This is a genomic window from Geodermatophilus sp. SYSU D00697 (genome assembly GCF_054050175.1).
Genome location: NZ_JBJGYV010000010.1, coordinates 1 through 21,608 on the forward strand (window position 1 = coordinate 1; position 21,608 = coordinate 21,608).

Annotated in this window: 20 protein-coding genes and 1 tRNA gene; 6 read left to right on the plus strand and 15 right to left on the minus strand. The window is 74.7% G+C overall.

Annotated features, from left to right (window positions below; genetic code table 11):
• Window positions 1-346 precede the first annotated feature (346 nt).
• The 5 genes from ACI79C_RS10595 to ACI79C_RS10615 form a co-directional block, all read right to left on the minus strand.
• The gene (locus ACI79C_RS10595) at window positions 347-526 is read right to left on the minus strand and encodes a DUF6104 family protein (RefSeq protein WP_456945613.1); all 180 of its coding nucleotides are present in this window, start codon (window positions 524-526) and stop codon (window positions 347-349) included.
• Window positions 527-592: 66 nt separating this feature from the next.
• Window positions 593-4,465, minus strand: coding sequence for a multifunctional oxoglutarate decarboxylase/oxoglutarate dehydrogenase thiamine pyrophosphate-binding subunit/dihydrolipoyllysine-residue succinyltransferase subunit (locus tag ACI79C_RS10600; RefSeq protein ID WP_456945614.1), 3,873 nt, complete (start codon window positions 4,463-4,465; stop codon window positions 593-595).
• A gap of 148 nt (window positions 4,466-4,613) precedes the next feature.
• Window positions 4,614-5,411, minus strand: a complete 798-nt coding sequence (locus ACI79C_RS10605) for an ankyrin repeat domain-containing protein (protein WP_456945615.1) — start codon at window positions 5,409-5,411, stop codon at window positions 4,614-4,616.
• Window positions 5,412-5,466: 55 nt separating this feature from the next.
• A complete protein-coding gene (locus ACI79C_RS10610; RefSeq protein ID WP_456945616.1) occupies window positions 5,467-6,222 on the minus strand; it encodes an ABC transporter permease in 756 nt (251 codons plus the stop codon).
• Window positions 6,219-7,229 carry an ABC transporter ATP-binding protein gene (locus tag ACI79C_RS10615; RefSeq protein ID WP_456945617.1) on the minus strand — a complete coding sequence of 337 codons (1,011 nt, stop codon included), beginning with the start codon at window positions 7,227-7,229 and terminating at the stop codon, window positions 6,219-6,221. The genes ACI79C_RS10610 and ACI79C_RS10615 overlap by 4 nt, the downstream gene beginning before the upstream one ends.
• Before the next feature lie 116 nt (window positions 7,230-7,345).
• Here ACI79C_RS10615 and ACI79C_RS10620 point away from each other — a divergent pair, with 116 nt between their 5' ends.
• From ACI79C_RS10620 to ACI79C_RS10635, 4 genes are all read left to right on the plus strand, one after another.
• On the plus strand, window positions 7,346-7,804 hold the full coding sequence (locus tag ACI79C_RS10620) for a universal stress protein (RefSeq protein WP_456945618.1): 459 nt from the start codon (window positions 7,346-7,348) through the stop codon (window positions 7,802-7,804).
• Window positions 7,805-7,918: 114 nt separating this feature from the next.
• The gene (locus ACI79C_RS10625; RefSeq protein WP_456945619.1) at window positions 7,919-8,959 is read left to right on the plus strand and encodes an adenylate/guanylate cyclase domain-containing protein; all 1,041 of its coding nucleotides are present in this window, start codon (window positions 7,919-7,921) and stop codon (window positions 8,957-8,959) included.
• Window positions 8,960-8,963: 4 nt separating this feature from the next.
• Entirely contained in the window at window positions 8,964-10,598 is a 1,635-nt protein-coding gene (locus ACI79C_RS10630; RefSeq protein WP_456945620.1) for an ABC-F family ATP-binding cassette domain-containing protein, read from the plus strand.
• 191 nt (window positions 10,599-10,789) lie between these two features.
• Window positions 10,790-11,194, plus strand: a complete 405-nt coding sequence (locus tag ACI79C_RS10635) for a YybH family protein (RefSeq protein WP_456945621.1) — start codon at window positions 10,790-10,792, stop codon at window positions 11,192-11,194.
• 7 nt (window positions 11,195-11,201) lie between these two features.
• Here the strand turns inward: ACI79C_RS10635 and ACI79C_RS10640 are convergent, their stop codons facing one another.
• The 7 genes from ACI79C_RS10640 to ACI79C_RS10670 all read right to left on the minus strand — a co-directional run bounded on the left by ACI79C_RS10640 (window position 11,202) and on the right by ACI79C_RS10670 (window position 18,087).
• Entirely contained in the window at window positions 11,202-11,915 is a 714-nt protein-coding gene (locus ACI79C_RS10640) for a hypothetical protein (protein WP_456945622.1), read from the minus strand.
• 80 nt (window positions 11,916-11,995) lie between these two features.
• Window positions 11,996-13,183: an MFS transporter gene (locus tag ACI79C_RS10645; protein WP_456945623.1), complete on the minus strand. Its 1,188-nt coding sequence runs from the start codon at window positions 13,181-13,183 to the stop codon at window positions 11,996-11,998.
• A gap of 32 nt (window positions 13,184-13,215) precedes the next feature.
• On the minus strand, window positions 13,216-13,779 hold the full coding sequence (locus ACI79C_RS10650; protein ID WP_456945624.1) for an N-acetyltransferase family protein: 564 nt from the start codon (window positions 13,777-13,779) through the stop codon (window positions 13,216-13,218).
• Window positions 13,776-14,885 (minus strand): alpha/beta fold hydrolase, encoded by a 1,110-nt coding sequence (locus ACI79C_RS10655; protein ID WP_456945625.1) that lies wholly within the window; start codon window positions 14,883-14,885, stop codon window positions 13,776-13,778. Before ACI79C_RS10655 ends, ACI79C_RS10650 begins: the two co-directional genes overlap by 4 nt.
• Window positions 14,806-15,192, minus strand: a complete 387-nt coding sequence (locus tag ACI79C_RS10660; RefSeq protein WP_456945626.1) for a hypothetical protein — start codon at window positions 15,190-15,192, stop codon at window positions 14,806-14,808. The genes ACI79C_RS10655 and ACI79C_RS10660 overlap by 80 nt, the downstream gene beginning before the upstream one ends.
• Before the next feature lie 43 nt (window positions 15,193-15,235).
• Window positions 15,236-16,591: an acyl-CoA dehydrogenase family protein gene (locus tag ACI79C_RS10665; protein WP_456945627.1), complete on the minus strand. Its 1,356-nt coding sequence runs from the start codon at window positions 16,589-16,591 to the stop codon at window positions 15,236-15,238.
• Entirely contained in the window at window positions 16,588-18,087 is a 1,500-nt protein-coding gene (locus tag ACI79C_RS10670; protein ID WP_456945628.1) for a long-chain-fatty-acid--CoA ligase, read from the minus strand. The genes ACI79C_RS10665 and ACI79C_RS10670 overlap by 4 nt, the downstream gene beginning before the upstream one ends.
• A gap of 142 nt (window positions 18,088-18,229) precedes the next feature.
• On the opposite strand from ACI79C_RS10670, the gene ACI79C_RS10675 reads away from it, so the two are divergent.
• Complete coding sequence (locus ACI79C_RS10675; RefSeq protein WP_456945629.1) at window positions 18,230-19,000, plus strand: SDR family NAD(P)-dependent oxidoreductase; 771 nt, start codon at window positions 18,230-18,232, stop codon at window positions 18,998-19,000.
• A gap of 33 nt (window positions 19,001-19,033) precedes the next feature.
• The gene (locus tag ACI79C_RS10680; RefSeq protein WP_456945630.1) at window positions 19,034-19,795 is read left to right on the plus strand and encodes a glycoside hydrolase family 16 protein; all 762 of its coding nucleotides are present in this window, start codon (window positions 19,034-19,036) and stop codon (window positions 19,793-19,795) included.
• A 41-nt stretch (window positions 19,796-19,836) separates the two neighbouring features.
• Here ACI79C_RS10680 and ACI79C_RS10685 read toward each other — a convergent pair.
• From ACI79C_RS10685 to ACI79C_RS10695, 3 genes are all read right to left on the minus strand, one after another.
• Window positions 19,837-19,908, minus strand: a tRNA-Arg gene (locus ACI79C_RS10685).
• 73 nt (window positions 19,909-19,981) lie between these two features.
• Window positions 19,982-20,650, minus strand: coding sequence for a DUF305 domain-containing protein (locus ACI79C_RS10690; RefSeq protein ID WP_456945631.1), 669 nt, complete (start codon window positions 20,648-20,650; stop codon window positions 19,982-19,984).
• Window positions 20,647-21,453: a DUF3105 domain-containing protein gene (locus ACI79C_RS10695; protein WP_456945632.1), complete on the minus strand. Its 807-nt coding sequence runs from the start codon at window positions 21,451-21,453 to the stop codon at window positions 20,647-20,649. Before ACI79C_RS10695 ends, ACI79C_RS10690 begins: the two co-directional genes overlap by 4 nt.
• Window positions 21,454-21,608 lie beyond the last annotated feature (155 nt).

The window sequence follows — 21,608 nt, forward strand, 5'->3', positions numbered from 1 at the left end:
CCGTACCCCTGTCGCGCTGAGCCCCTGCCGGCCCTCGTCGGGGAGGCCTCCGGCCCCCCGCTCCTCGAGCCGACCACCGCGGCCCGTACCCCTGTCGCGCTGAGCCCCTGCCGGCCCTCGTCGGGGAGGCCTCCGGCCCCCCGCTCCTCGAGCCGACCACCGCGGCCCGTACCCCTGTCGCGCTGAGCCCCTGCCGGCCCTCGTCGGGGAGGCCTCCGGCCCCCCGCTCCTCGAGCCGACCACCGCGGCCAGGTTCCGTACCCCTGTCGCGCTGAGCCCGTCCCGGCCGAGGCCCTCTGCAGGGTCCCGCCGCGAGCGTGCGAGCGGTGGGGGGCAGGGGGTCCTTCTACTCGTCGTCGTCCGTGCCGCCGCGGGCCAGCCAGGTCGCCAGCCGCTCGACCGGCACCTCGAAGTCCGGGAACTGGTCGACGAACGCCTGCATCTGGTCGGCGAGCCAGGCGAGGGTGACCTGCTCGTCGCCCCGCCGCTCGGCCAGCTCCTCGAGACCCCTGTCGGTGAAGTACACGGCATGGAACCTACGACGCCCGGCTCCCGAGGCGTTCGGGAACCGGGCGTCGCGGGGCGCGTGGTCTCAGTCGGCGAAGGCCTGCGCGACCAGCTGCTTCTGCTCGACCTCGTGCACCTTGGCCGAGCCGACGGCCGGGCTGGCAGAGGCGCGGCGGCTGATGCGGCGCAGCGGCCGGCCCCCGAGGTGCTCGGGCAGGTTGACCGCCATGAACTGCCAGGCGCCCATGTTGGCCGGCTCCTCCTGCACCCAGACGACGTCCTGCGCGTTCGGGTAGCGGTCCAACTGCTGGCGGATCTGCTCGGCGGGCAGCGGGTAGAGCTGCTCGACCCGCACCACCGCGGTGTCGGCGGTGCCGTCGGACTCCCGCTGGGCGAGCAGGTCGTAGGCGACCTTGCCGCTGCACAGCAGCACCCGGCGAACGGCCCCGTCGTCGAGCGGCTCGCCGCCGACACCCGGGTCGGGCAGCACCGGCCGGAAGGTCTCCTCGGTGAAGTCCGCCACCGGGCTGACCGCGGCCTTGGCCCGCAGCAGCGACTTGGGCGTGAACACGACCAGCGGCCGGTGCACGTCCGACAGTGCCTGCCGGCGCAGCAGGTGGAAGTAGTTGCCGGGCGTCGAGCAGTTGGCGACGGTCATGTTGTTCTCCGCCGACAGCTGCAGGAAGCGCTCGATCCGGCCGCTGGAGTGGTCCGGCCCCTGGCCCTCGAGGCCGTGCGGCAGCAGCAGGACGACGCCGGAGCGCTGGCCCCACTTGGCCTCGCCGGAGCTGACGTACTCGTCGATGACCATCTGGGCGCCGTTGACGAAGTCGCCGAACTGCGCCTCCCAGAGCACCAGGGCCTTGGGGTTGGCCAGCGAGTAGCCGTACTCGAAGCCCAGCGCCGCGTACTCGCTGAGCAGCGAGTCGTAGACGAAGAACTTCGCCTGGTCCTCGGAGAGGTGCGCCAGTGGCGTGTACTCCGCGGCCGACTCGCGGTCGATGAGCACCGAGTGCCGCTGCACGAAGGTGCCGCGGCGGGAGTCCTGGCCGGCCAGGCGGACCGGGACGCCCTGCATGAGCAGCGACCCGAAGGCGAGCAGCTCGCCCATCGCCCAGTCGATGCCGCCCTCGCTCACCATGGCCGCGCGCCGCTCGAGCATCCGCTGCAGCTTCGGGTGGACGGTGAAGTCCTGCGGCAGCGAGACGTGCGCGTCGCCGATCGCCTTGAGCACCTCGGTGGAGATCGCGGTGGCCACCGTGGTGGACTCCTGCGCCGGCTGGTCCATCGCCGGCTGCGGCTTGGAGGTCTCCTGCGCGTCGTGGGTCTCGGCGAAGGCCCGCTCCAGCTGGCCGCGGTAGTCCTTCAGCGCCTCCTCGGCCTCGGCCAGCGTGATGTCGCCGCGGCCGATGAGCGCCTCGGTGTACAGCTTCCGGACCGAGCGCTTGCGGTCGATGATGTCGTACATCAGCGGCTGGGTCATCGACGGGTCGTCGCCCTCGTTGTGCCCGCGCCGGCGGTAGCACACGAGGTCGATGACGACGTCCTTCTTGAACGCCTGCCGGTACTCGACCGCCAGCCGCGCCACGCGCACGCAGGCCTCGGGGTCGTCGCCGTTCACGTGGAAGACCGGCGCGCCGATCATCCGCGCGACGTCGGTCGAGTAGAGGCTCGACCGGGACTGCGCCGGGCTCGTGGTGAAGCCGACCTGGTTGTTGATGACGACGTGCACGGTGCCGCCGGTGCGGTAGCCGCGCAGCTGCGAGAGGTTGAGCGTCTCGGCCACGACGCCCTGACCGGCGAAGGCCGCGTCACCGTGCAGCAGGACCGGCAGGACGGTGAAGCCCTGCTCGCCCTTGTCGATCATGTCCTGCTTGGCACGGACGACGCCCTCGAGGACGGGGTTGACCGTCTCCAGGTGCGAGGGGTTGCTGGCCAGCGAGACGGCGATCTCGGCGTCGGGCCGGAACGGGTTGCGGAACGTGCCCTCGGCGCCGAGGTGGTACTTGACGTCACCGGAGCCCTGGACGGTGCCGGGGTCGATGTTGCCCTCGAACTCGCCGAATATCTTCGCGTAGCTCTTGCCCAGCACGTTGGCCAGCACGTTGAGCCGGCCGCGGTGGGCCATGCCGATCGCGATCTCGTCGAGCTCGTGGTCGGTGCCGGCGATCAGCACCTCGTCCAGCAGGGGGATGACCGACTCGCCGCCCTCGAGGCTGAACCGCTTCTGACCGACGTACTTGGTCTGGAGGAAGGTCTCGAACGCCTCCGCGGCGTTGAGCCGGCCCAGGATGTGCTTCTGCTTCTCCCGCTCGGGCTGGTCGGCCTTGACCTCGACCCGGCGCTGGATCCACTCCCGCTCTTCGGGGTCGGTGATGTGCATGTACTCGACGCCGACCGTGCGGCAGTAGGAGTTGCGCAGCACCCCGAGGATGTCGCGCAGCGCCATCAGCCGCTCGCCGGCGAACCCGCCGACGGGGAACTTCCGGTCGAGGTCCCACAGCGTCAGGCCGTGCTGGAGGATGTCGAGGTCGGGGTGGCTGCGGACCTTGAACTCGAGCGGGTCGGTGTCGGCCATGAGGTGGCCGTTGCGCCGGTAGGCCTCGATGACCTCGATGACCCGGGCTTCCTTGTCGATCTGCCCCTCGCGGGTCACCCGCACGTCGGGCATCCAGCGCACCGGCTCGTACGGGATGCGCAGCGAGCGGAAGACGGCGTCGTAGAACCCGTCCTCGCCGAGCAGCAGCTGGTGCAGCCGGCGCAGGAAGTCACCGGACTGGGCGCCCTGGATGATCCGGTGGTCGTAGGTGGAGGTCAGCGTGATGATCTTGCTGACCGCCATCTCGGTGAGCGTCTCGGGGTTCATCCCCTGGAACTCGGCCGGGTACTCCATGGCCCCGACGCCGACGATCGTGCCCTGGCCGGCGGTCAGCCGCGGCACAGAGTGGTTGGTGCCGATGGTGCCGGGGTTGGTCAGGCTGATCGTGGTGCCCGAGTAGTCCTCGAGGGTCAGCTTGCCGGCGCGGGCGCGGCGGATGACGTCCTCGTAGGCGGCCCAGAACTGGGCGAAGTCCATCTCCTCGGCGGCCTTGATCGAGGCGACGACGAGGGAGCGGGAGCCGTCGGGCTTGGGCAGGTCGATGGCCAGCCCGAAGTTGACGTGCTCGGGCTGCACCAGGGTCGGCTTGCCGTCGACCTCGGTGTAGGAGGCGTTCATCTCCGGGAAGTCGTCCAGCGCCCGCACCAGCGCGTAGCCGATGAGGTGGGTGAAGGAGACCTTCCCGCCGCGCGCCCGCGCGAGGTGGTTGTTGATGACGATGCGGTTGTCGGCCAGGAGCTTGGCCGGCACCGCGCGCACGCTGGTCGCCGTCGGCACGGTCAGCGACGCGTTCATGTTCTTGACGATGCTGGCGGCAGCGCCGCGCAGCGGGGTCTGCTTCGGACCCTCACCGGTCGCCTTCGGCGCGGCCTTGGCGGCGGGCCCTGCGGCCGGCTTCGTGGCGGGAGCCGCCTTCTGCTGGCCCGCGGCGGTGTCCGCGGCGCGGTGCACGACGGTGGCCTCGGTCTTCGGCTCGACGGGGGTGGCGCGGGACGGCTCGCCGCTGCTCCCGGCCGGCTGCTGCGGCGCGGCCGCGGGGGCCTGGGGGGCGGCGGGCGCCGATGCCGCGGGGGCGGCCTCCTGCGACGGCGCCGGGCTCGCGTACGAGGTGGCCGGCGGCTGCGTGGCCGGGCCCCCGTTGGGGGAGGCGGCGGCCGGCTGCTGGCGGTCGTCGCTGGCCGAGACCGGGCTGCCGGGCCGGTAGTCGGCGAAGAACTCGTGCCACGCCTGGTCCACGCTGGACGGGTCGGCGAGGTACTGCTGGTACATCTCCTCGACCAGCCACTCGTTGGTGCCGAAGCCTGCCACCGCTGAGGAGGAAGGAGTGGAGGACGGCCGGGATGAACTCACGCTTGACACGGGGTCGAGTGCCTTCTTCGTCGTCGGTGGACGTCTCTGGACCGGGTGGTGAGTCTACGCCCGCACCTGTGCGTGGACAGGACGCGGCGCAGCCCCGTCCAGGGCACCACCCCCAGCTCGCGAGGGGGTGGGGGGACGCGGTCCTCCCTCAGTCGGTGGCGCCGCGCGCGACCAGGAGGTCGGCGAGGGCGTCGTGGACGCCGGCCTGGCCTGCGGCGTCGCGCCGGGTGCGGGCGGCGGCCACCCGGCTGATGTCCAGGGCGGAGGCGCCGTCGGTGGTGGTGGCGTTGACGTCGGCCCCGGCGTCGAGGAGCACGCGCACGACGTCGGGCGCGTCGCCGTCGGTCCCCGAGGCGACCGCGACGTGCAGCGGGGCACGGCCGGTGTCCGGTTCGCGCCGGTTGACGTCGGCGCCGGCGGCCAGCAGCAGGCGGACCAGCTCCAGCCGGGCGCCGGCCGCGGCGGCGTGCAGCGCGCCGCCGTCGGCGTCGGCCCCGCGATCGAGCAGCGCCCGCGCGGTGGTCGCCGCGCCGCCGGCCGCGGCCCAGCTGAGCAGGTCCACGCCGGTGACCGGGTCGGCCAGCGGGGCCCCGGCGTCGAGCTCCACGGTGAGCCGGTCGAGGTCGTCGAGGTAGGCGGCACTGGGCGCGTCCACCGGGGCGCCCAGCTCGCGGAGCACCGGCACCAGGTCGGGGGCGGACTGGAGGGCCAGGTGCAGCGGCGTGCGGTCGTGCTCGGTGCGGGCGGCGACGTCGGCACCGGCGGCCACCAGCAGCCGCACGATCTCGGTCCGGCCCTCGGCCACGGCCACGTGCAGCGGCGTCCAGCCGCCCTGGCCGGCGCGCTCCACCGTGGCGGACAGCAGGCGGGGCGTGTCGGTGACGGCCGTGCGGACGGCCTCGACGTCGCCGTCGGCGATCAGCCGGCCCAGCCGTTGCGCGGTCATGCGGGTGGTCATCGGGAGAGCCCCGTTCGGAGTCGGGATGGCCCGACGCGACGGACTAGACGACGTCGCGGCGGACGGCGAGCAGGGTGCCCAGCAGGGCGGCGACCAGACCGTAACCGAGCAGCAGCAGGCCGCCCTGCCAGGGGGCGAGGAGGTCGGGCCCCTGGAAGGTCGCCGTCATCGCCTCGAGCGCTCCACCGGGCAGCCACTTGTAGGCCGGGGCCGTGGCCGGGATCGAGCGGACGATCGGCTCGATCACGAACAGGTAGACCAGCCCGCCGACGATGGCGCCCACCTGGTTGCGCAGCAGCGCGCCGAGGCCGACGCCGATGACCGCGTAGATGACCAGGGCCAGCCCGCTGCTGGCCAGGATCCGCAGGTTGTCGCCGGTCAGCGAGGGCACCGCGCCTCGCGCGCCGGCGTGCAGGGCGACGACCAGGTAGTTCACGGCCATGACGACGAGGGCGAAGGGCACTGACACGAGGGCGTAGCCCAGGAGCTTGGCGATCACGACGCGGCCGCGCCGGGGGGTGGTCAGGAACGTCGGCGTGGCGGTCCGGTGCCGGTACTCCTGCGTCATCCCGATGATGCCCAGGATCAGGAACAGCACCGTGACGTTCGCGGTGATGGCGAGGACCAGCTGCTCGTACTGCTCGGTGCCGACCGGCGGCAGCCCGCTCTCGGCACCGCCGGCGAACGAGGTGAACAGCACCGCGAAGCCGGCCACCATCAGGCAGGACCCGAGCAGCAGCCCGAGCCAGACGCGGGTGGTGAACAGCTTCGTCCACTCGGCGCGGACGAGCGGGGTCATCGAGCAGCTCCCTGCGGGGTCGGGTCGGTCGAGAAGGCGGCGTACTGCTCCTGGCCGGCGGTGAGCCGGAAGTACAGCTCCTCCAGGCCGCTGGTCTCGGCCCGCAGCTCGTGCAGCTCGATGCCCGCCGCGAAGGCACGGGCCCCGACCGCGGCCGGGGTCGTGCCGCTGACGGTCACCAGGCCGTCGCCGTCCGGGGTCACCGCGAACCCCGCGCCGTCGAGGACCTCGGCCAGCCGGCGGGCCTCCGGACTGCGGACGACGACGGTGCCGGCGCCCTGGGCACCCGAGCGGAGCTCGGCGATCGACCCCTCCCGGACCAGCCGGCCGGCCCCGACGATGACCACCCGGTCGGCGGTGTGCTCCATCTCCGACAGCAGGTGGCTGGAGACCAGCACGGTGCGGCCCTCGTCGTGGGCGAGGTGGCGGATGAAGCCGCGCAGCCACTGGATGCCCTCGGGGTCGAGCCCGTTGGCCGGCTCGTCGAGGACCAGCACGGCGGGGTCGCCGAGCAGCGCCGTGGCCAGGGCCAGCCGCTGGCGCATGCCCAGCGAGTAGCCGCCGGCCCGGCGGTTCGCCGCGTCGGTCAGGCCCACCTGGGCGAGCGTCTCGTCGGCGCGGGTGAGCGGCAGGCCGGCCGCGCGGCAGTACACGCGCAGGTGGTTGCGACCCGACCGGGCCGGGTGGAAGGCCGTCTCGAGGACCGCGCCGACGGTGCGGACCGGCGAGGGGAGGTCGGGATAGGCGGCGCCGTTGAAGGTCGCCGTCCCGGAGTCCGGGCGCTCCAGCCCCAGCACCATGCGCATGGTCGTGGTCTTCCCGGCGCCGTTGGGACCCAGGAAGCCGGTCACGGAGCCGGGCTCGACCGTGAAGGTCAGGTCGTCGACGGCGCGGACCGCGCCGAAGGTCTTGGTGAGGCCGCGGACCTCGACCCGCACGGGGTCGCGGTGGGCGGTGGAGCCGGGGTGGATGGGAGTCTCCTCGTCGTCGGCCGGGTGCGGGCCCATCCAAGCGCACGGGGCCGACCGGACGGGCGTCCCGGCCGGTGGGGCGGCGTGTTCCGAGCCCCCGGTGGCTGGCCTCCGCCCGCGCCGCCGCGCCGTTCCCGGTAGGTTCCCCGCCCGTGAGCGCCTATCGCACGGTGGTCGTCGGGACCGACGGGTCGGAGTCCTCCCTCTTGGCGGTGCGCCGCGCCGGAGCGCTGGCCGGTGCCTGCGGTGCCCGGCTGGTCATCGTCTGCGCCTACCTGCCCCCGCGGGTCGACGACCGCGAGATCGAGGAGGCGCGCACCGTCTTCGGCGACGAGGCCTACCAGGTGATCGGGTCGGCGCCGGCCGAGGACACCGTGCGCACCGCCGGTCAGCGCGCTCGGGAGGCCGGCGCGACCGACGTCGCGCCGATCGCCGTGGTCGGTTCCCCGGTGGAGACGCTGCTCGACGTCGTCAGCCGCGAGAAGGCCGACCTGCTCGTGGTCGGCAACCGCGGGCTCAACAGCCTCAAGGGCCGGCTGCTCGGCTCGGTCCCCTCCGACGTGACCCGCCGTTCGCCGGTCGACGTGCTGGTCGTGCACACGACGGGCTGAGCCCTGCCGGACACCCCACCGGGGGACACCCCCGGCGCACCCGACGCCCGGGAGGCACTGGAGCGCCTGCTCCTCGGGGGCCCGCGGCGCTACACGCGGCTGCAGGTCGCGCAGATGGCCGGCATGCCGTCGCACCGCACCCAGCGGTTGTGGCGCGCCCTGGGCTTCCCGGATGCCGCCGACGACGACCTGGTCTTCACCGACGCCGACGTCCAGGCGCTCGGGCTGCTCTCCGCGCTCATCGACACCGGCTTCGTCGACGAGGACGCCGAGGCCTCCATCGCCCGCGCCATGGCGCAGTCCCTGTCCCGCCTGGCCGACTGGCAGACCGACATGCTCGCCGACGTCCTGACCCGCGGGCAGGGCGCCGGGGCCGAGCGCGCGCCGATCGACCCCGAGCGGGCGGCGGAGAGCACCCGCCGGCTGCTGCCGCTGCTGCGCGCCGTGCAGGACTACGTCTGGCGGCGGCACCTGGCCGCCAACGCCGACCGGCTGCTCGCCGCCGAGGCCGGGGGCGACCGCCGGGAACTCGCCGTCGGCTTCGCCGACCTGGTCGGCTACACCAGCCGCAGCCGCGGCATGGGCGGCCGCGAGCTCGGCGAGATGGTGGAGGACTTCGAGGCCACCGCCGCCGAGGTCATCGCCCGGCACCACGGCCGGGTCGTGAAGACGGTCGGGGACGGCGTCCTCTACACCGCCGTGTCGGCGATCGACGCTGTGGAGATCGGCCTGGAGCTGCCCGACGCGTGGGCGGCCGAGGACCGCCCGCCGCTGCGGGTGGGCGCCGCCCACGGCACGGTGATCACCCACCTCGGGGACGTCTACTCGCCGGTGGTGAACCTGGCCAGCCGGCTCACCTCGATCGCCCACCCAGGGGCGCTGCTGGTCGATCGCGAGCTGGCGCGGCACCTCCGGGGACTGACGCGGTACCGGGTGCGGCCGCTGCGGCGGGTGTCGGTGCGCGGCTACGACCAGCTCCAGCCGTGGCTGGTCCGCCGCCGTCCGCAGGGGGAGGGCGACGACGCCGCGGCGCTGCTGGACCTGGAGCGGATGCTCGACGAGATGACCGACGAGGTCCTCGCACCGCGGGAGCCGACCGGTGAGGACGGATCCGGTGACACCGGCGGGGACGGCGGGGCGCCTCGGGGAGGATGAGCCGGTGAGTGCCACCCTCGTCGCCCGCGGGCTGGCTGCCGGCCACGGCGCCCGCGTCCTGTTCTCCGGCCTCGACCTCGTGGTCGGCCCCGGTGACGTCGTGGGCCTGGTCGGGGTGAACGGCGCGGGGAAGTCCACGCTGCTGCGCACGCTGGCCGGTGAGCTGCCCGCCGAGTCCGGCAGCGTGACGGTGAGCCCGCCGACGGCCACCCTCGGGTACCTGCCCCAGGAGCACGACCGCCGGCCCGGGGAGTCGGTGCGCCAGGCACTGGCCCGCCGCACCGGGGTGGCCGCCGCGCAGGCCGCGCTCGACGCCGCCACCGAGGCGCTCACCGCCGGGACCGACGGCGCCGACGACGCCTACGGGGAGGCGCTCGAGCGCTGGCTGGCCCTGGGTGGCGCCGACCTCGACGAGCGCGCCGAGCAGGTGGTCGCCGACGTGGCGCCCGGGGTCGACCTGGACGCCGCGACGACCGGGCTCTCCGGCGGTCAGGCGGCGCGGGTCGGGCTGGCCGCGCTGCTGCTGTCCCGGTACGACGTCCTGCTCCTCGACGAGCCCACCAACGACCTCGACCTCGCCGGGCTCGCGCAGCTGGAGTGGTTCGTCCGTGACGCCCGCGGCGGCATCGTGCTGGTCAGCCACGACCGGGAGTTCCTCGCCCGGACCGTGACGCGGGTGGTCGAGCTCGACCTCGCCCAGCAGCTGGTACGGGTGCACGACGGCGGCTACGAGGCCTACCTGGTGGAGCGGGAGGTCGCCCGCCGGCACGCCCGCGAGGAGTACGAGGAGTACGCCGAGACCAGGGCCGGGCTGGAGGCGCGGGCACGCACCCAGCGCTCCTGGATGGACAAGGGCCTGCGCAACGCCGTCCGCAAGCAGAAGGACCCGGACAAGCACGTCAAGAACTTCCAGCGGCAGACCTCGGAGAAGCAGGCGGCCAAGGCCCGGCAGACCGACCGGCGCATCGAGCGGCTGGAGGTCGTCGAGGAGCCCCGCAAGGAGTGGGAGCTGCGGATGGAGATCGCCGCGGCACCCCGGGCCGGCGCGGTGGTGGCCACCCTGACCGGGGCGGTCGTGCGGCGGGGCGACTTCACGCTCGGCCCGGTGGACGTGCAGGTCGACTGGGGCGACCGGGTGGCGATCACCGGCCCCAACGGCGCCGGCAAGTCGACCCTGCTCGCCGCCCTGCTCGGTCGGGTGCCGCTGGACGAGGGCCGCTCGACGCTGGGCCCGTCGGTCCGGATCGGGGAGATCGACCAGGCCCGGGAGGCGTTCCTGGGTTCGGAGACGCTGCTGGACGCCTTCTCCGCCGAGGTCCCTGACTGGCCGAGCGCCGAGGTGCGCACCCTGCTGGCCAAGTACGGCCTCACCGCGGAGCACGTGCTGCGCCCGGCCGACACGCTCTCGCCCGGCGAGCGCACCCGCGCCGGGCTGGCCCTGCTCCAGGCCCGCGGGATCAACGTGCTGGTGCTCGACGAGCCCACCAACCACCTCGACCTGCCCGCGATCGAGCAGCTCGAGCAGGCCCTCGCGGCCTACCGCGGCACGCTGCTGCTGGTCACCCACGACCGCCGGATGCTGGCGCAGGTGGCGACCACCCGCCGCCTCACCGTGGACGGCGGGCGGGTCACCGAGTAGTGAGAGGACCCCCGGCCCCCCACCGCTCGCAGGCTCGCGGCGGGACCCTGCAGGGGGCCGTCCTGCCCCCGCGCTCGCACGCTCGCGGCAGGGCCCCCGCAGAGGGCCGCCTGGCGCGGTCGCCGGCCCCGTTGCGGGCTGCAACGCCCTACCCTCTGCGGCTCCGGACCCGGGCACGTGGGGAGAGGCTCATGTCAGGTGGCGTCGCACTCGAGGACATCCACCCGGCCGTCGAGGCGGGGGTCAACGCCCAGGACCTGGAGGGCCTCGTCGCGCTGTACGCGCCCGAGGCGTCCCTGGTCGGGCTGGACGGGAGCACGGTGACCGGCACCGAGGCCATCCGCGAGGCCTGGGCCGGGATCCTCCAGCTGCAGGGGCGGATGACCGTCCGCAGCCGCTACGCCATCGAGGCGGGCGATCTGGCAGTCCTCAGCAACGAGTGGACGCTGACCGTGGGGGACCAGTCGATGTCGGCGGTCACCGCCGAGGTCGCCCGACGCCAGGACGACGGCGGCTGGCTGTACGTCGTCGACCACCCGTTCGCCAGCTTGGAGGCCGAGGAGCGGGCGGCGCTGGCCGCAGCGGTGGGGGCCTGATCCGTCCTCAGCGCGTCCCGGGCGCGGCAGCGGCGGGCGCGGCGTCCAGCTCGGCGGCGACCGCGTACTCCGCGAGCGTGGCGAGCTCGGCGGGCGTCGCGCCGTCCCAGGTGAGGGCCGGCAGCGGCCGCACCTCGACGACGACGTCCCGGGTGACGCCGATCCAGCGCAGCGCCGCGCGCAGGGACCGGCCGCCGGGCGCCGGGGGCGGCGCGCCGCCGTCCCCGGTGTAGCGGAGGGCGACCGGGCACACCGCCGCGCCGGTGCCGACGGCGGCGGCGAACAGCTCGGGGGAGAAGCGGCCCAGCGTCGCCGGGCCGTCCGCCGGGAGCTCGGGGCGGACGACGACCTTCGCCCCGTCGGCCAGCGCGGCGGCCACGCCCTCGACGGTCGCGGGGACGGTGGGGCAGGGCACGCCGGCGACCCGGTCGTGTCCCGCAGTGGCGACGACGACGCCGGGCAGTGCCGTCAGCAGCACCAGCGGGTCGAGCGGGGAGACGGAGTTGGCCACCAGGAGCAGGCCGCGGCCGCGCGTGGCACGGGGCCACGCGACCGACGGGGACCGGACGGCGACCCGCACGCCGAGGCCGGTGAGCAGTCGGGCGGCGCCGCACACCGCCCGGTGCCGGGGACTGCCGGGCCGGAGCCGCTCGGCGGCGAGCACGGCGCCGGCGCGCAGCAGGCGGGAGCGGTCGGGCGGGAGCACGTCGGGTCGGGGCACCGGCACCTCCGGAGCGCTCGGGGCCCGGACGGGCCCGCGTGCCGCGAGCGTCGCGGGCGCAGGTGACCGGCCGATGACGCTCAGGGAGCGACGGGAGGACGGTCGGGGGACGGTCGCGCGGCCGACCGGAGGGTGAGCAGCAGGGTGAGGGCGGCGAGGACGGCCAGCGTGGCCAGCAGCGCGGAGTAGGGGGCCAGGGCGGCCAGCCCCGCGAGGACGACGGGGGCGGCGAAGCCGAGGTAGGTCAGCGCGTAGTAGACGGCGGTCAGCCCGGCCAGCTCCCGCGGCGGTGCGACGCGCTGGGTCTCGAGGAGCCCGGCGACCAGGCACAACCCGTACCCGGAGCCCAGGGTGACCGCGGCCAGGCCGACCAGGGCCGGGCGGGTGGTCGCGGCGGCGGCCGCGGCGACCAGCAGGCCGGCGACGACCGCGGTCATCCCGATCGCCGATCCCCGTCGCGTGTCGGCCGCCGCCACCCGGCGGGCCAGCGGTTGCACCACGACGCCGGTGCCGAGGGTGACGCCCGCGACGACGGCGCTGAAGGCCACCGTCCAGCCCGCGGTCGAGTCGCGCACCAGCCCGGGCAGGACGGCGATCGAGATGGTGGCCACCCCGAACACCCACGGCGCGACCGGCGCCACGTGCCGGCGGAAGCGCGGGTCGGCGGCCGAGGGCACGCGCATCCGCGACCACAGCGACCCCGTCTCCGGGCCCGCGTCGGCGACCGTCTCCGGCGCCCGCCACAGCGGGACGAGGACGGCGAGGACGACGGCCAGGTGCGGCAGGTAGGCGGTCACCAGCGGCGCGGGTGCCCACTGGCCGAGCAGGCCGGCCACGACCGGACCGAGGCCGAATCCGGCGGTCAGCGCCATGGCCGCCCGGCGCGCGCCGGCGCCGTCGGGGGCGGCCGGGTCCCAGGGCGCGCCGGACAACTCCTTCACCCACGCGCTGCCGGCCGCGAACGCCGCTCCGCTGGCCAGCCCGGCCAGGAAGCGGCCGGCGTAGAGCGCGGGCAGGCCCTCCAGCAGCAGCACCAGCGTCGCGACCAGGGAGACCAGCAGCGCCACGCGGAGCACGGGAGCCCGCCCGTGCCGGTCGGACACCGGCCCGAGCACCAGCAGCGCCGGGATCAGCCCGAGGGCGTAGACGCCGACGAGCGCGTCCACGGTGGCGACCGACAGCCCGCTGCGCTCGCGGTAGGCGACCAGCAGGCTGACGAACTGGTTGGCACCCCAGCCGATCGCGAACAGCGTCGCGGCGACCGGCACCCAGGCGCGGGTGCGGGGGACGGCGGGCTGGCTCAGGAGAGGTCCTCGCCGAGCGCCTCGGGCAGCCCGACGGTGCTCATCCCCGACCAGGTGTCCCGGACGTGGTGGGCGAGCACCATCAGGTCCCGCAGCTGCCCCTCCCGGTCGCGGATGTGGTCGACCAGCAGCGCCTCCCCGGTGAACCCGAGCTCGGTGAACAGGGCCAGCGCCGCGCCCTGCTCGGCGACCACCTCGACGACGAGCTTGGTCAGCCCGTCCTCGACGGCCGCCACCAGCGCGTGGCGGGCCAGCGTGCGGCCCAGCCCGCCGCCCCGCGCGCCGGGTGCGACGACCAGGCGGACCTCACCGACGTGGTCGGACCAGCCGGGCAGCCGCAGGACGGCCACGTAGCCGGTGACCTGCCCGCCGTCGTCCGTCGCCACCCAGCGGCGCACGCCCGGGGTCCCCCCGGTCGCCCAGCCGCGCACCACGTCGGGGTCGGTCACGTCCTCGCGGATGAACGTGCGGTCGCCCTCGGGGAGCCCGGTGAAGAAGTCCAGCAGCGCGTCGCAGTGCGCGTCGGTGAGCTCGGTGACGGCGGAACGGACGTCGGTCACCGCGCGGCCTCCTCGGCGGTCGGCCCCACCGGCTCGCTGCGCCGGCGGAGGAAGTCGATGATCTGCGGCACCGTCGTCCGGGCCGCCGTCCGGCCGACCACCAGGCCCATGTGCCCGGCCGGGAGTCGCAGCTCGTGCTTGTCCGGGGAACCGACCAGGTCGATCAGCGGCGCGCTGGCCTCCGCCGGCACGATGTGGTCCCGGTCGGCGCGGACGGTCAGGAACGGCACCGTGATGTCGGACAGGCGCACCCGGTCGCCGCCGACGCTCAGCCGGTCGGTGACCATCCCGTTGTCACGCACCAGCATCCGCACCGTCTCCTCGGCGGCGGCCCCCGGGAAGGGCACGTGGTCGTCCGACCAACCGGTCATCGCCTGGTAGGCCGCGACGTACTCGTCGTTCCAGAGCCGCTCCCACAGGGTCACGTAGCGGGTGACCTCCGCGGTCGGCGTCAGCGCCCGGAAGCCCTGCAGCACCACCTGTGGCGGCACGTTGCCGTCGGCGTCGAGGACGTCGCGCACGTCGAGACCGCCGACCCGGAACAGGTCGGCCAGCGGGCCCATGTGGCGGAAGTCGACCGGGGTGGCCAGCACGGAGAGGCTGCGCAGCGGTGCCTCGGGGTGGTGGGCCGCGTAGAGCAGCGCCAGGTCGCCGCCGAAGCAGTAGCCGAACAGGTTGACCTCATCGGCGCCGGAGACCTCCAGCACCCGCTGCACGCCGGCCGGGATGTAGTCGTCGACGTAGTCCTCGAGGGTGTTGGCCGCGTCCCGCGCGTCGGGCTCGCCCCAGTCGAGCAGGTACACGTCGAACCCGGCGTCCAGCAGCTGCTCGACGAAGCTGTTGCCCGGCGTCAGGTCGAGGATGTAACTGCGGCTGACCAGGCTGAACACGATGAGCAGCGGCGGGGAGTACCGCACGTCCTCGTTGCGGTAGTGCCACAGCTGGGTCCGGCCGCGCTGCCAGACGACGTCCCTGGGGGTCTGGCCCACCCCCGGCCGGTCGACGCCCGCGACCAGCTTGAGGCCGTTACGGGCGCGGAGGGCGTTGCGTTCGACGTCGCGGCGGACGCGGTCGAGGATGGTCTGCGGGCTCGGGACGGTCGGCATGGTCCTCCTCGGGAGCGCGGCGCCGTTCGGCCTCCAGCTGCAGGGTGAGCCGCCGGACCTCCCGGTCCAGCGCGCCGACCTGCGCCCGCAGCCGGCTGACGTCGGTGCCGGCGGGCAGGTTCAGCAGGTGCCAGGCGCGGGTGGTGGCGCCGCGCGCGGAGTCGCGGGCCAGCGTGGTGGCCCGGCGCACCAGCGCCGCGCCGATGGCGAAGGTGTCGGTGCGGACGAACTCCTCGGCACGCGGCGTGACGCGGCGCTCGGCGGCGTCGAAGGCCTGCCGCCACAGCGGTGGGCGGGCGTCGGCCATGCGGTCTCCCTCCGGACGAGATCCCGGGCGGTTCCGGGGCGGCTCAGGTGAAGGCGCCGACCCCGGTGATGTCCCGGCCGACGATCAGCGTCTGCACCGTCTCGGTGCCCTCGAAGGTGTGGATCGCCTCGATGTCGGCCATGTGCCGGATGACGTGGTTCTGCAGCAGGATCCCGTTGCCCCCGAGCAGGTCGCGGGCCTCGGCGAGGATCGCGCGGGCGGTGCGGGTGTTGTGCATCTTGGCCAGCCCGGCGACGGTGGGGGACAGCCGCCCGGCCTCGGCCAGCCGGCCGATCTGCATGCAGTACAGCTGCATCCCGGTCAGGTCGGCGAGCATCCGCACCAACCGCTCCTGCACGATCTGGAAGCTGACCAGCGGCTTGCCGAACTGGCGGCGCTCCTTGGTGTAGGTGAGGGCCGCCTCGTAGCCCGCGGTCGCGTGGCCCAGCGCCATCCAGGCGCAGGCCCCGCGGGTGGTGGCCAGCACCCGGCCGGTGTCGGCGAAGCTGTGCGCCTCCTGCAGCCGGTTCTCCTCGGGCACCCGGACGCCGTGCAGCGCGATCTCGGCCTGCCACACCGAGCGCAGCGACATCTTCCCGGTGATGACCGTCGCCTCGTACCCCTCGGCCGGGGTCTCGACGACGAAGCCCTTCACCTGCCCGTCGCCCTCGTCCCGCGCCCACACGACGACCAGGTCAGCCAGCGAGCCGTTGCCGATCCACCGCTTGGCGCCGTCGAGCACCCAGGTGTCGCCCTCCCGGCGGGCGGTCGTCTCCAGGGCGACGGAGTCCGACCCGTGCTGCGGCTCGGTGAGCGCGAACGCCCCCAGCTTCTCCAGCCGCGCCATCGCGGGCAGCCAGCGCGCCTTCTGCTCCTCGGAGCCGCACATGTCGATCGACTGCATCGCCAGACCGGCGTGCACCCCGAGGAACGTGCCCAGGCTGCCGTCACCGCGGTGCAGCTCCATCTGCACCAGCCCGGCCGCCATCGGGCTCATCTCGGCCGCGCCGTAGCCCTTGATGCTGCCCCCGACGACGCCCAGCTCGGGCAGCCGGCGGATCAGCGGCCACGCGACCTCGGCCTTCTCCCAGTAGTCACCGGCGACCGGCAGCACCTCGCGGTCGACGAACCGGCGGACGGCGATGAACTTCTCCCACTGCTCCTCGGTGAGCTGCTCGCGCACGGAGAAGAAGTCCGTGCCCAGCGCCTCGCCCAGGTGCGGGACCGAGCTCGGCCCGACCCCCGTGTCGGCCGGCCGCTGCTGCGTCGCGCTCCCGCTGGCCAGGTCCTGCCCGGTGTTCCCGCGCGCCGGGTCCTGCCCGGTGTTGCCGCGCGCCGGGTCCTGCCCGGTGTTGCCGCGAGCCGGGTCCTGCTCCGTGCCGACCTCTGCGGTGCTCATGCCCTGACCTCCTGGGGGACCTCGACGGCGCGGCGCAGGATCTTGCCGGTCGGCCCCTTGGGCAGGGCCTCGACCAGCCAGACGTGCCGCGGGTACTTGTAGGCGGCGACCCGCTCCTTCACCCACGCCTGCAGCTCGGCGGGGTCGGCGCTGGCGCCGGGCTTCAACGCGACCGCGGCGGCGACCTCCTCGCCGAGGTCGGCGTGCGGGACACCGACGCAGGCGGCCTCGGCGACCGCCGGGTGCTCGTAGAGCGCCTCCTCGATCTCCCGCGGGTAGACGTTGTAGCCGCCGCGGATGATCATCTCCTTCTTGCGGTCGACGATGGCGTAGTAGCCGTCAGCGTCCCGCCGGGCGAGGTCCCCGGTGCGGAACCAGCCGTCGGGGATCGCCTTCGCCGTCTCCTCCGGCTTGCGCCAGTAGCCCTTCATCACGTTCTCGCCGCGGATGGCGATCTCGCCGACCTCGCCCTCGGGCACGTCCCGTCCCTCGTCGTCCACCAGGCGCATCTCCACGCCCCGGATCGGCGTGCCGATCGTGCCGGGCTTGCGCTCGGCGTGCGGGTGGTTGAACGAGGCGACCGGGGAGGTCTCCGACAGCCCGTAGCCCTCCAGCACGATGCAGCCGAAGGCCTCCTCGAAGCCGCGCATCACCTCGACCGGCATGGCGGAGCCGCCGGAGACGCACAGCCGCAGGCTGGACACGTCGTACCGATCGCGGTCGGGCTGGTGCAGCATCGCGGCGAACATCGTGGGCACGCCCTCGAACACCGTCACCCGGTCCCGCTGGACGATCTCCAGCGCCTTGGCGCCGTCGAACCGCGGCAGCAGGGTCAGGCACGCCCCGGCGAGGACGCCGGCGTTCAGCGCACAGGTCAGCCCGAAGACGTGGAACAGGGGCAGGCAGCCCATGATGACGTCGTCCGGCGTGCCCTCGAGCAGCGTCTCCTGGGTGGTCCGCGCGTTGCCGCGCAGGTTGGCGTGGGTGAGCTCGGCGCCCTTGGGCTGGCCGGTCGTGCCGGACGTGTAGAGGATCACTGCCGCGTCGGTGTCGTCCCGGTCGACGACGTCCCCACCCGCGTCCCCGGCCAGCGCGTCACCGGCATCGGTCGGCCCCACGGTCACCGCGTCGACGCCGACCTCGCCGGCGGCCTCGGTGGCCGCCCCCGCGACCGAGTCCAGCGCCACGACCAGCCGGGCGCCGGAGTCGCGCAGGTAGTACTCGACCTCGCGGGCCTTGAGCAGCGGGTTCATCGGGACGACCGCCGCCCCGGCCATCAGCGCGCCGTAGAAGACCACCGGGAAGCTCAGGACGTTGGGCAGCACCATGCCGACCCGGTCGCCCGGGGTCACCCCCCGCGCCCGGAGGCCGGCGGCCACCCGCGCGGCGGCGTCCCGGAACCCGTCATAGGTCAGGACGGCGTCGTCCATGCGCAGGGCGGTGCGGTCGCCGTGTCCGGCTGCCGTGTCCAGCAGGTGCTGCGCGAGGTTGACCACGGTGTCTCCCTGTGCTCGGGACTCGGGGCCAGCCCCCTACCCGGCGCCGCTGTGGTCTACCCCACAGCCTCGCCGCGGTGGCGGCCGGGCGCGTCGCGCGACAGGCTCGCCCCGGACCGACACCGACGACGGGAGCGACGACGTGGCTGGCAGGACGATCCTCGACATGTTCCGGCTGGACGGCCGGGTGGCGATCGTGACCGGGGCGTCGTCCGGGCTGGGGGCGGTCTTCGCCCGGGCCCTGGCCGAGGCCGGGTGCGACGTCGCGCTCGGCGCCCGGCGGGAGGACCGCCTGGCCGGCACCCGGGAGGCCGTGGAGGCCACGGGCCGCCGGGCGATCACCGTGCGCACCGACGTCGCCCGGCCCGAGGACTGTCAGGGGCTCGTCGACGCCGCCGTGGCCGAGTTCGGCAAGGTCGACGTCCTGGTGAACAACGCCGGCGTCGGCACCGCCGTCCCGGCCACCCGCGAGACCCCGGAGCAGTTCCGGCAGGTCATCGACGTCAACCTCAACGGCTGCTACTGGATGGCGCAGGCCTGCGCGCGGGTGATGCAGCCGGGCAGCTCGATCGTGAACATCTCCAGCATCCTCGGGCTGACCACGGCCGGCCTGCCCCAGGCGGCGTACGCCGCCAGCAAGGCGGGGCTGATCGGCCTCACCCGCGACCTCGCCCAGCAGTGGACCGGCCGCAAGGGCATCCGGGTGAACGCGCTCGCGCCCGGCTTCTTCGAGTCGGAGATGACCGACCAGTACCCGGAGGGCTACATCGAGGGCCAGATGTCCCGCGTGCTGGCCGGCCGGAAGGGGGACCCGGACGAGCTGGCCGCGGCGCTGGTGTTCCTCGTCAGCGACGCCGGCGGCTACGTCACCGGGACGACGCTGCCGGTCGAGGGCGGGCTGCTGACCAGCTGACGCCGGGGCACGGCCGGCCCTACGCTGCCCGCCGTGCGCGAGGAGCTCGACGAGCGCTTCCCCGGGGAGGCGCTCGACACCGACGTGTGGTTCCCGTACTACCTGCCGCACTGGAGCTCGCGGGCCGCGTCCGCGGCGGCGTACACGGTGCGCGACGGCGAGCTGCGCCTGACCGTCCCCGCCGACCAGCCGCTGTGGTGCCCGGACCTGCACCCGGAGCCGCTGCGGGTGTCCTGCCTGCAGACCGGCAGCTCCGCAGGCCCGCTGGGCAGCACCGTCGGGCAGCAGCCCTTCGCCGAGGGCCTGGTCGTGCGCGAGGAGCAGCCGGAGTTCCGGGGCTACACGCCCTGCTACGGGCACGTCGAGGTGACTCTGCGCGCGACGGTCACCGAGCGCTCGATGGTCGCCTTCTGGCTGTCGGGCATCGAGGACCGCCCCGAGCACTCGGGGGAGATCTGCGTGGTCGAGGTCTTCGGCGACACCGTCCGCGACGGGTCGGCGGCGGTGGGGATGGGGCTGCACCGGTTCCGCGACCCGCGCCTGGCCGAGGACTTCACCGCCGAGCGGCTGCCGGTCGACCTGACCCGGTCCCACACCTACGCCGTGGACTGGACCCCGGGGTCGCTGGTCTTCACCGTCGACGGCGAGGTCGCCCGGCGCGTCGACCAGGCCCCGGACTACCCGGTGCAGCTGATGCTCGGCGTGTTCGACTTCCCGGGCCGTGCCTCTCCGGGCAGCTCCGACGCCCCGGTCCCGGAGCTCGTCGTCTCCGCCGTCCGGGGTCACCCGCTCTGACGGCTGTCGGCCGGTGCGCCGGCCACGATGGCCGCGGTGGGTGCCCCCGGCAGGATTCGAACCTGCGCACCCGCCTCCGGAGGGCGGTGCTCTATCCCCTGAGCTACGGGGGCTCTGCGGTGGGGCAGGGAGAAACCTACCAGGCCCACCCGACGGCCCGGACGGCGGCTCCCCGGGTGCCGGCGCTCAGGGAGCCGGGAGCGGGGTACCGCCGCGGGCGGTCAGCATCCCGGTCATCGTCGTCGTCTCGGCGGTCTGGGTCTCGGCGATCGTGCGGGCGAGGGTGGCGACGGCCGGCACGGTCGCGTGCGCGGCGGCGTACTCGGCCATGTCCCGGCCACCCTGGTGGTGGCGGATCATCAGCTGCAGGAACCGGACGTCGAACGCCGTGCCCGACAGCCCGCGCAGCTCGGCGAGCTCCTCCTCGGTGGCCATCCCGGGCATCAGCCCGCCGGACGTCCCCGACCCGTCGTGCCCCGTGTGCCCGGCCTCGGACGCCATCCACGCCATCGGGTCGCCGCCCGACGGTGGCAGCCCCCACAGCGACAGCCAGCCCTGCATCCGGCCGACCTGGTTGGTCTGCGTGGCGGAGATGTCGAACGCCAGCTGGCGGACCTCCGGGCCGGTGCTGCGCTCCAGGGCGACGTTGGCCATCTCCACCCCCTGCAGGTGGTGCGTGGCCATGTCCCGGGAGAAGCCGGCGTCCACCGAGCCGGAGGTCGGCGTCGGGGGGACCTCGTCCCGGCCGATGCCCAGCGCCACCGCCGCCCCGCCGCCGAGCAGGAGCAGCCCGACGGCGATGACCGCGAGCAGGGCCGTCCGCAGCCCGCCGCCCGGCGCGTCCCCGCGGGTCACGGCGTGCCGGTCTCCGCCGCGGCCGTGGGCGTCGACGGGGCGTCGGTCGTCATGGCGCTGGTGCCGCGGCTGCCGTCGTCGACGGTCAGCGGGTCGCTGACGAACTGCGGGTTCTCGCAGCTGGCACCGACCTCGGGGTAGAAGTCGGGGTTGAAGGTGAGGAAGTCGGCGAACTGCTCGATCCGCGGGTCGTCGACCGAGTCGACCTTCAGCTGGTGGTTCCAGGACTGCAGGCTGACCGGGGAGTCCAGCCCGGCATACGGCGACAGCATCCGGCCGGACTCGCTGGCGACGTCGGCGAGCGTCTCGACGTCGGCACCGGAGACCTCGTCGGGGTTGTAGGCGATCCACACCGCGCCGTGCTCCATGCTGTGGACGGCGTTCTCGTGCCGGATGTCGACGTCGTAGACCGTGCCGGTGCAGTCGGCCCACTCGCCGTCGTGCGGCCCGCCCACCGGCGGGGACTGCTCGTACTGCACGGGGGTGGTCACGTGCTCCTGGCCGGCGGCGTAGTCGAAGGTCTGGACGCCGGCGATCTCGTCGACGGAGTCCACGCGCGCGGCGTCGGCCTCGTTGACCTGCACCACCGCGTAGGTGATGACGGCGGCGGCGAACACCACCACGGCGACCGCGGCGGCGATCAGCCCCCAGGGCCGCTGCGGGCTGACGACGTTGGTGACCGGCGGGCGGGTGCGCCCGCCCCTGCCGGCGGTGCCGCCGGCCGGCCGGCTGCCCGAACCGGAGCCCGGCGTGCCGGACCCGCCGCGCGCGCGGCCGTCCTGGGGCTTACGGTCCTTGGCCACGGCCTGCTCCTCGTGCTCGTCGGGCGGTGCTCGCGGGCCGGGCGGGCGCGCCGGGCCCGGGGACGAGCCGGTGCCCGCCCCCTCGGGCCCCACTGTAGGTCGGCGACCCGGCAGGCCCGGGCACGCGCGCGCCCGGAGGGCCGCCGGGGGCCGGA